Genomic DNA, 9,052 nt, shown 5'->3' with positions numbered 1-9,052 from the left:
AGTTTTTCGATCTTCAGGTATTCACCTGGGGCGACTTTGTATTGCTTGCCACCAGTAACAATTACTGCGTACGACATGGTATTTCTCCGATAATCCTGCTCACCCAGCTCTTTATAAGAAGAGGTATTGGCTGGCATGGCTGCATAAGGCTGGAAGGCCTGATTGCAATTGCGTAAGGCAGGTGCTGCCCAGGAAGTTCAGGGTGCGCGATTGTACGCAAGCTGTTGAAGTGTTGCAAGAGGCCGTCCATCGCGCCTTGACAGGTCCGGGTGGGGGTCCTAGCATGCCGCGCAACCCTTCTGGAGCAACTGTCTCTGATGCAACCCCAAGCTTTCTACCGCGCGGTGGCGGACGATTTTAACGCCGTCGACGGCATCATCAAGAAGCAGCTGACTTCCCGAGTACCGCTGGTATCGAAAATCGGCGATTACATCACGTCGGCCGGCGGTAAACGCCTGCGTCCTTTATTAGTGTTGCTGTGTGGCAAGGCATTGGGTCGCGAAGGCGACGACATGCGTCTGCTCGCCGCCACCATCGAATTCCTGCACACCGCGACCCTGCTGCATGACGACGTTGTCGACATGTCCGGCATGCGCCGTGGCCGCTCGACCGCCAATGCCATGTGGGGCAACGCTCCGAGCGTACTGGTCGGCGACTTCCTGTATTCGCGCTCGTTCGAAATGATGGTCGAACTAGGTTCGATGCCGGTGATGAAGATCCTGTCCCAGGCCACGCGCATCATCGCTGAAGGCGAAGTGTTGCAACTGTCCAAGGTTCGCGACGCCAGCACCACCGAAGAAACCTACATGGAAGTCATCCGCGGCAAAACCGCTATGCTTTTCGAGGCTTCGACCCACAGCGCTGCGGCGCTGGCCGGTGCCACAGCTGAGCAGAGCGAAGCCCTGCGCACTTTCGGCGATCACCTCGGTGTGGCGTTCCAACTGGTCGACGACCTGCTCGACTACAAGGGCGACGCCGAGACCCTGGGCAAGAACGTCGGTGACGATCTGGCCGAAGGCAAGCCGACCCTGCCGCTGATCTACACCATGCGCGAAGGCACGCCGGAACAGGCTGCACTGGTGCGTCAGGCGATTCAGAAAGGCGGGATCGAAGACCTGGAAAGCATCCGCATTGCCGTGGAAGCTTCCGGTTCGCTGGAGTACACCGCGCAACTGGCCCGCGATTACGTGGCCCGTGCGATCAAGTGCCTCGAAGCGCTGCCAGCAAGCGAGTATCGCGATGCACTGGTTGAACTGAGTGAGTTTGCGGTCGCCCGCACGCACTGATATCGCTGTAGCAAGATCAAAAGATCGCAGCCTTCGGCAGCTCCTACAGGGGTTGTCGGGGCTGCGATTTTTGCTTTTGACTGCCTGAACAGCTAAAACCCTATACAATGTGCGACTTTTAGCGATCCCTCCCAAGGAGCCTTAGTGAGCACGTTGCCACCCTGCCCGAAATGCAATTCCGAATACACCTACGAAGACGGTACCCAACTGGTGTGCCCGGAGTGCGCCCACGAGTGGTCTGCCAGCGGCGAAGCCGAAGCAGCCTCCGATGACACCGTGAAGAAAGATTCGGTCGGCAACGTCCTGCAGGACGGCGACACCATCACTGTGATCAAGGATCTGAAGGTCAAGGGCACCTCGCTGGTGGTCAAGGTCGGCACCAAGGTCAAGAACATCCGCCTGTGCGATGGCGACCACGACATCGACTGCAAGATCGACGGCATCGGCCCGATGAAACTCAAATCCGAGTTCGTCAGAAAAGTCTGATTGCGCTGTCATCCATCCCGCGCCAGCCGTGGGATGGAGCTTCACCCTCCCCCGCCGTACCTCAATAAATCCACGCAATAGCCAAACGCCAGCCGTTTTGACCTTACGCAATCTTTACCCGGAAAAAATCAGAATCCGCCAATAGGCGCTTGCTATTTCGATAATAAGAATTATTCTCATCAAACACCTTCAATGGAGATGAGAACCATGACTTATTTGATCGACGCCTGGCTGGATCGCCCACACCCTTACCTCAGGATCCTCCACCGGGAAACCGGCGAGGTCTGTGCGGTGCTTGAAGAGGAAGCCTTGCATGAGCTGCAGGATCAAGGGGATCTGGATGTCAGCAGCCTGAGTTCCAGCGAGCCGATGGTGCTCAAGGAACTGGTGCGCAATCTGTTCCTGTTCTGCTACGCCCGGGCGTTGCGCCCGACCCATGAACTGCAGCACAAGATCGAAATATGAAACACGCCACAAACCCTGTAGGAGCAGAGCTTGCTCGCGAAAGCGGTCTTTCATTCAACATTGATGTCGATTGACCGGACGCCTTCGCGGGCAAGCCTTGCTCCTACAAGGTCACGGGATTACAGAACGTCCAGCAGCTCGACGTCGAATACCAGAACGCTGTGCGGCGGGATGCTGCCAACGCCTTGCGCGCCGTAAGCCAGTTCGCTCGGCACGTACAGACGCCATTTGCTGCCGGCATTCATCAGTTGCAGGGCTTCGGTCCAGCCGGCGATCACGCCGCCAACCGGGAATTCTGCTGGCTGGCCGCGCTCGTAGGAGCTGTCGAACACAGTGCCGTCGATCAGCGTGCCGTGGTAGTGAGTACGCACTTGGTCTTCACGGGTTGGCTTGGCGCCTTCGCCCTGAGTCAGCACTTCGAATTGCAGGCCGGAAGCCAGAGTGGTGATGCCGTCACGCTTGGCGTTTTCAGCCAGGAATGCCAGACCTTCGCCAGCAGCGGCTTCAGCTTTGGCAGCCGCTTCGGCTTGCATGATTTCGCGGATAACCTTGAAGCTGGCAGACATTTCTTCCTGACCAACACGGCTTTCCTTACCGGCGAAAGCGTCGGTCAGACCGGCCAGGATTGCGTCCAGGCTAACGCCCGGTGGCGGGTTGTCGCGCAGCTGGTCACCCAACTGACGGCCGATGCCGTAGCTGACGCGGGTTTCGTCGGTGGACAGATTTACTTCGGACATGACACTGCTCCGCTGTGCGGACGGCCACAAGACTTGCCGTGCGTGCACAGCGCGTCCCGGCGCGCCCGGAACCAAAAGGGCGAGCAGACTAGCACAGATGCTTCGGCGATGGGACGCAGCGCCTACAGGGCTGAACGCCAGGCCAGCGGCACCTTCAGACTTTCCTCGCTGCTAGGGCCCAGACCACACATTTCATCATGTACCGAGGTGTGTACGAGGTTGAACGGCAGCACCGGAAAGGCATGCAGCAAATCTCGCGCATGCTCCACCGAACGCAGCGTCAGCATGTTGCCCTTGGGATCACTCAACGGATACGCCGCGCCATGCATCCGCGCTTCGAGCAGATAAATCCCGCCCTCCATCGAGATCAGATTCAGCTCATCGACCTTCCTGGCAATGGCAAACGCATTCAACTCTTGCAGGTTCATGTGCGCACCTCTCGCGGTGGCGAATCAGGACGTCTACAGGGATATGCCCGCACGCCCGAAAGCACAAGCCACAAACGACACCGCCCGTCTGTTTCGCAACAGACGGGCGGTGTTTTGCAACGTTTAGCAATCGATCAGTGCTTGGTGAGCTTGTCCAGGTAACCCATGGCGAAGGCCGAGATCACGAAGGTCATGTGAATGATCACGTACCACATCAGGTGCTCGGGATCGACGTTCTTGGCGTCCATGAAGATGCGCAGCAAGTGGATCGAAGAGATCGCCACGATCGACGCCGCGACTTTCATCTTCAGCGAAGACGAATCCATGGTGCCCAGCCAGCTGAGCTTCTCCTTGCCCTCGTCGATGTCCAGTTGCGAGACGAAGTTCTCGTACCCGGAAATCATCACCATCACCAACAGGCCGCCGACCAGCGCCATGTCGATCAGCGACAGCAGTACCAGAATCAGATCCGACTCGGCCATCGCAAACACGTTGGGCAGGATATGGACGATTTCCTGGAAGAATTTCAGTGCCAACGCGAGCAGACCGAGGGACAAGCCGATGTAGATCGGCGCCAGCAGCCAGCGCGTGGCGTACATTGCGTTTTCGATAAAGCGTTCCATTGAATCTCACACTGGGGGCTGGAAATGGCGGCGAGTATACCAGTCCGTCATGACCGCCAGAAACCGTCCTGAATCCGCCGTTTGCGCACGTATGACAAAGAATTTCTGCTAGTGTCCAAACCTATGAAAGCCCAGTGACGTTGGACAGGATGCGTGGAAATGGATGTGCGATTGCCGATAACAACTGCCGGAATTTGCTTCGCGCTGCTGATGAGCGGTTGCTCGCCCGGCGATGAGAAGCACGCGACAAGTCTTGAAGAGAAAACCGCCAAGTTCGAACAATCCCTGGACACCATCACCGATCCGAAACTCAAGGACGCCGTCAGCGAACTCGGCGGCTCATTGCTGTTGCTCCAGCGCGCAAAACAGAAACTCGACAGCAACCCGGCGAAAACCGAATACGGCGAAGACGCCCTCGGCGTGCTCAAGCATTATCCAAGCCCGCAGGCATTGGTCGATACCTTTATCAACGGTCTGTTTGTGTTGCACAAGGATTCAAGCTCCGACTACCTCACCGACCTGCAACCGGTGTTCCCTTTCAACCTCAATATTCCCGGCGGCTTCCTCTTTCCTCATGGTGTGGAGTGGCAGTCGGTCACGCTGAGTAATAAACGCGTCATTGGCTACCAGCCGGAATGGTCGGAAACCGATCCCGGCATTCAGCTCAGCCCTTCCAGCTCCAACGTCACCAACCCCGATGACCTGACCGTGACCTACCCGTTCATCGACGGTCTGAACGTCGACAAGAAGAGCCTGCCGCAACCGGTCAGCCTGCAAGGCAAGCTCGAAGTCATCGCGCCGCGTCGCCTGTACAGCTTCGACCTGACGCAGAAAGACGTTGGCCAGACCCGCACCAACGACAACCTCAGCGTGAAACTGCTGAAGCTTGAAAAGAATTCCGCCGAAGTCGAATTCAGCAACAGTCAGCCATTGGCCCCGGAAGTGGCTGAGGCGCAGCTCAATCCGATGATCGTTCAGGCCCGCGATGCCAGCGGTCAATACCTGGTGCGTGCCGGCTCGATCAACGAGAGCCCGGAGCAAGTGGCGTTCTACGAAAAACAACTGACGAACCTGCAACAGCAGAAAGCCTGGAGCGATGCGCTGGACAAACAGCTCACCGCCGAGCAACAGGCGTTCGAGGAAAAACATCCAAAGCGCTACAACAAGGTCTACTTCAACGGCCCGATCGAAACCCTGGAAGTCAGTGTGCTGGATTTCTCTTCGGTGACCGTATCGCGTAAAGCGCTGGACTTGCCGATCCGCGCCTTCAAACAGCACACCACGGAAAAAGCCATTCAGCCGCTGGATCTGCCGGTGACGGTTTACGACGATCAGACGGTGAGCTGGCTCAAGGGCGCGAGCCTGACCGAAGAGCAATTGAAGGCCGGTGTGCGCATCCATCAATCCGTCGAAGAACCGAGCGCCGCACGCATCGAGTTCTCCCACCGCCGCACGTTCAACGATGAATTGCTCGGTGACGATTTCAACCCCGGCGAAAGCCCGGTGACGTTCTTTACCGAGAAGCACAACGGCAAACTCGACGAGCCGATCGAACTGCCGCCCGAGGCGTACCAGGTCGATCCGTTGCGCGCGACGATTACTTACGATTTGAATCTGTTTCCGGAAACCCCGGCGATTGCCGTTGGTTCGATGCCGTTGTTTCTGGCGACCGTGGCCAAGCAGGCCTACGACGAAAAATCGTTGCCCAAAGGGCTGGAGATCAAGAACAACACGCTGCTGGTGGATCTGAAATTGTTTCCGGCCAACGAATATCGCTACTTCGTCAAAGACGACAGCGGTAATTATTTGAAGGAAATTCTTTCGGTCAGTCACGACGCCAGTGCAGAGGGCCCGGCGTTAGTCGGCGTGCATTATTTTTACGGTCGCCCGACTCACGTGGAAACCTATCAGCGCACCGACCTCGCCACCGTGCAATATGGTTTTGAGGTCAAACTCGACAAGGCGCAGACGTCCGACGCGGCGCCTTGAGGAACAGGATCAAAAGATCGCAGCCTGCGGCAGCTCCTACAGGGCGCGGCTGCGGCCTCCGTTGATTTGGCGCAGCTGGGCTTGCAGGTGCAGGCTCCAGATTTGCGGATCGTCGGCCAGTTCGTAGCCGTGCAGCGTCAGGCTCTCAACGATGGTGTCGAGAATCGACTCGGCCGCGATCGGCCCGTGAAACGGCCCCTGGGCTTTGATGGCGGAAGGTTGTTCGCCGGCCATACCGGCGGCGAAGAGTAGCGTCCACATGCCGTTATCGCCGGCCAACGGCTTGATGGCGCATTCGATGCGGGTCACGAGACCCAGGCATTGACGGGTGAGGCAGAGGTTGCGCGACATGGCGGCGACCCTCGGTGAAGCCGGTATTCAGCCCCCACGGGAGGACTGGCTCGATCCAGTGATACTGTCGATATCCTTGAGCTGAGAATAGAAGAAAAGTCCGCTGCGCAAGCCAGATAGAACCAGCAGGCGCCGAATGGTCATTGTGTGAAGTTTGACGTCAGAGTAGTGGCGAATTTTGATGTCATTACACAAAACAAATGTGGGAGCGAGCCTGCTCGCGAATGCGGAGTTTCAGGCAACTTATTCGTCGTCTGATACACCGCTTTCGCGAGCAGGCTCGCTCCCACAGTTTTGACCGCGTTTGACCTTAAGCCGGTTTTGCTTCGGCTAACGCCTCTTGGGCCAGTTCCTTTTCCGCTTCCTTGAGGTCTTCTTCGCTGATCATTTCAGCGATGTCGCGCAAGCGCTCGACCACCCGTGCATTGATGCTGCCTTCCGGAAATTCGCCGTCGGCGTTCGGCTCACCGGCTGGTTCGCCGACCAGCAGGCTCAACGCCTCATCAGCCTGACGCACCGCGTAAACGTGGAACTGCCCGGCACGCACCGCCGCCAATACCTTCTCATCAAGCATCAGCGTGGCCACGTTGGCCTGCGGAATGATCGCGCCCTGCTCGCCCGTCAGCCCGCGTGCTTCGCAGAGACGGAAGAAGCCTTCGATCTTCTCGTTGACCCCACCGACCGCCTGCACTTCACCGAACTGGTTGATCGAGCCGGTGATCGCGAAGCACTGCTTGAGCGGGGTTTTCGACAGCGCCGAAATCAGCGTGCACGCCTCGCCCAGCGATGCACTGTCGCCATCGACGTAACCATAGGATTGCTCCAGCGCGATGCTCGCGGAAATCGCCAGCGGGAATTCCTGCGCGTAACGGCTGCCCAGATACCCGGTGAGGATCATCACGCCTTTGGAGTGGATCGGCTGGCCAAGGTTAACCTCGCGCTCGATGTCGACGATGCCACTGCCGCCCGGGTACACCGTGGCGGAAATCCGCGCTGGCACACCGAACGCCGAGTCGCCGACTTCGAGCACGGTCAGACCGTTGCACTTGCCGACTGCCGCGCCATCGGTGTCGATGAGGATGATCCCGGCGAGCATGTCGTCGAGAATCCGCGCCGACACGCGACCAGTGCGCGTGGCTTTGGCTTTCAGCGCACGCTCGATGTGGCCGGCATCGGTCATTTCATCGCCAGCCAGATGGCGGATGAAATCCGCTTCGCTGACCAGTTGGAACAGGTCGCCGATACGCGCCGACAAACGCCCTTGGTGCTCGGCCAACCGTGCGCTGTAAGTCGCCAGACGCGCCACCGCGTCGGCGGTCAGCGGCGCCATGCCTTCTTCCGAGGTGCGGGTTTTCAACAGCTGGGCGAATTGCTCCAGGCTCTCGTCGACCATCGGGATGTCTTCGTCGAAGTCGACCAGAACGCGGAACATCTCCTGGAAGTCCGGATCGAGGTCTTGCAGCGTGTAGTACAGCGACCGCGCACCGATGATGATGACTTTGACCTGCAACGGAATGTGCTGCGGGTTGAGCGTGACCGTGGCGAAACGGCCCATCTCGCCCAGCGGCGATTCCATTTTCAGTTTGCGCGATTGCAGGGCGCGTTTCAGCGCATCCCACACGAATGGCTCGCTGAGCATTTTTTCCGCTTCAAGGATCAGGAAGCCGCCGTTGGCGCGGTGCAGAGCGCCCGGACGCAACTGACGATACGTGGTGTAGAGCGCGCCCTGATCGGTGGTGTATTCGATACGACCGAAGAGGTTTTCATACGTCGGGTGCGGCTCGAATACCACCGGCGCACCACCGCTGACTGGATGACCGACGACCAGACTCGGCGCGTATTGCTCTTCAAGCAGCTTGCGCGCCACGGCGTCAGTCTTGCTGTCGTCGACCAGTTGCTCGACCACGGTTTTCAGCAGGTACACCTGCATCGCTTGCAGGTAACCGCAGACCGCCGCGTTCTCGGCGTACTTCTCCGACAGCGGCGACAGCAACGGCTGCAGCGCCAACGTGATGGTTTCTTCGTTGAGCGAACGCAGTTGATTGTTCGACTCGCGCTTCCATTGCGGCAGGCTGGCGAGTTCTTCGTTCAGACGTTCTTCGAGGCCGGAAATATCATCGTGAAAACGCTCGCGGTCGGCTTCCGGCAACTGCGCGAATTCGGCTTCGTCCAGCGCCTTGCCGTCGAGCATCGGCGTGAAGGCGATGTTGCTGCTGTCGCGATAAAGGGCGACGTCTTTTTCCAGGGCCAGCCGCTCGATAATGTCGAGAGCTTTGTCGTAGCGCTGGTTGAAGGCGCGGTCGATGGCGCTTTTCTTTTGCTGGTAGGACGGGTGCTCGAAGACTGCTGGAAACGTCGCCAGCAGGTTATCGATCAAACCGTTGATGTCACCGATGAACGAAGCGGCGGTGCCGGATGGCAACTCCAGTGCGCGGGGTTCGCGCGGCTCATCGAAATTGTTCACATAGACCCAGTCCGCCGGGGTCTGCAGGCGTTTGCCTTCGGCCTTCAGGTAGCGTTTGACGAACGAGAAACGGCCGGTGCCGGGCTCGCCCATGACAAACACGTTGTAACCGGGGCGTGGCATGGCCACACCGAACTGCAAGGCTTCGACCGCGCGTTCCTGGCCGAGCACACCGCGAAAGGGCTCCAGATCATTGGTGGTAGTGAAGCTGATAAGGCGTTGG

At 58.5% G+C, this 9,052-nt stretch carries 10 protein-coding genes; 4 read left to right on the top strand and 6 right to left on the bottom strand.

Going from position 1 to position 9,052, the window contains the following annotated elements; translation table 11 throughout:
- The coding region (locus ACIOMO_RS18705; RefSeq protein WP_401242750.1) for a bL21 family ribosomal protein at positions 1 to 77 on the bottom strand (77 nt) is incomplete at its 3' end.
- Between the two features lie 240 nt (positions 78 to 317).
- Between ACIOMO_RS18705 and ACIOMO_RS18700 the strand changes: the two genes are divergently transcribed.
- From ACIOMO_RS18700 to ACIOMO_RS18690, 3 genes are all read left to right on the top strand, one after another.
- Positions 318 to 1,286, top strand: coding sequence for a polyprenyl synthetase family protein (locus ACIOMO_RS18700; RefSeq protein WP_053123982.1), 969 nt, complete (start codon positions 318 to 320; stop codon positions 1,284 to 1,286).
- Between the two features lie 144 nt (positions 1,287 to 1,430).
- Entirely contained in the window at positions 1,431 to 1,772 is a 342-nt protein-coding gene (locus tag ACIOMO_RS18695; RefSeq protein WP_053123983.1) for a zinc ribbon domain-containing protein YjdM, read from the top strand.
- A 207-nt stretch (positions 1,773 to 1,979) separates the two neighbouring features.
- Positions 1,980 to 2,237, top strand: coding sequence for a hypothetical protein (locus tag ACIOMO_RS18690; RefSeq protein ID WP_282356887.1), 258 nt, complete (start codon positions 1,980 to 1,982; stop codon positions 2,235 to 2,237).
- 119 nt (positions 2,238 to 2,356) lie between these two features.
- On the opposite strand, the gene ACIOMO_RS18685 is transcribed toward ACIOMO_RS18690, so the two are convergent.
- From ACIOMO_RS18685 to ACIOMO_RS18675, 3 genes are all read right to left on the bottom strand, one after another.
- Complete coding sequence (locus tag ACIOMO_RS18685; protein WP_008078561.1) at positions 2,357 to 2,974, bottom strand: FKBP-type peptidyl-prolyl cis-trans isomerase; 618 nt, start codon at positions 2,972 to 2,974, stop codon at positions 2,357 to 2,359.
- A gap of 122 nt (positions 2,975 to 3,096) precedes the next feature.
- Positions 3,097 to 3,402, bottom strand: a complete 306-nt coding sequence (locus ACIOMO_RS18680) for a DUF6482 family protein (protein WP_401242744.1) — start codon at positions 3,400 to 3,402, stop codon at positions 3,097 to 3,099.
- Between the two features lie 134 nt (positions 3,403 to 3,536).
- Positions 3,537 to 4,025, bottom strand: coding sequence for a TIGR00645 family protein (locus tag ACIOMO_RS18675; RefSeq protein ID WP_053123989.1), 489 nt, complete (start codon positions 4,023 to 4,025; stop codon positions 3,537 to 3,539).
- Between the two features lie 159 nt (positions 4,026 to 4,184).
- Between ACIOMO_RS18675 and ACIOMO_RS18670 the strand changes: the two genes are divergently transcribed.
- Positions 4,185 to 6,014: a hypothetical protein gene (locus tag ACIOMO_RS18670; protein WP_401242742.1), complete on the top strand. Its 1,830-nt coding sequence runs from the start codon at positions 4,185 to 4,187 to the stop codon at positions 6,012 to 6,014.
- Between the two features lie 36 nt (positions 6,015 to 6,050).
- Here the strand turns inward: ACIOMO_RS18670 and ACIOMO_RS18665 are convergent, their stop codons facing one another.
- Positions 6,051 to 6,365 (bottom strand): hypothetical protein, encoded by a 315-nt coding sequence (locus ACIOMO_RS18665; RefSeq protein WP_053123993.1) that lies wholly within the window; start codon positions 6,363 to 6,365, stop codon positions 6,051 to 6,053.
- 310 nt (positions 6,366 to 6,675) lie between these two features.
- A partial coding sequence (locus ACIOMO_RS18660; protein ID WP_401242739.1) for a Lon protease family protein occupies positions 6,676 to 9,052 on the bottom strand: 2,377 nt, incomplete at its 5' end.

Source organism: Pseudomonas sp. NPDC087804 (assembly GCF_044742965.1).
Lineage (GTDB): Bacteria > Pseudomonadota > Gammaproteobacteria > Pseudomonadales > Pseudomonadaceae > Aquipseudomonas > Aquipseudomonas rustica.
This window is presented reverse-complemented; position numbering and strand designations above follow the sequence as displayed.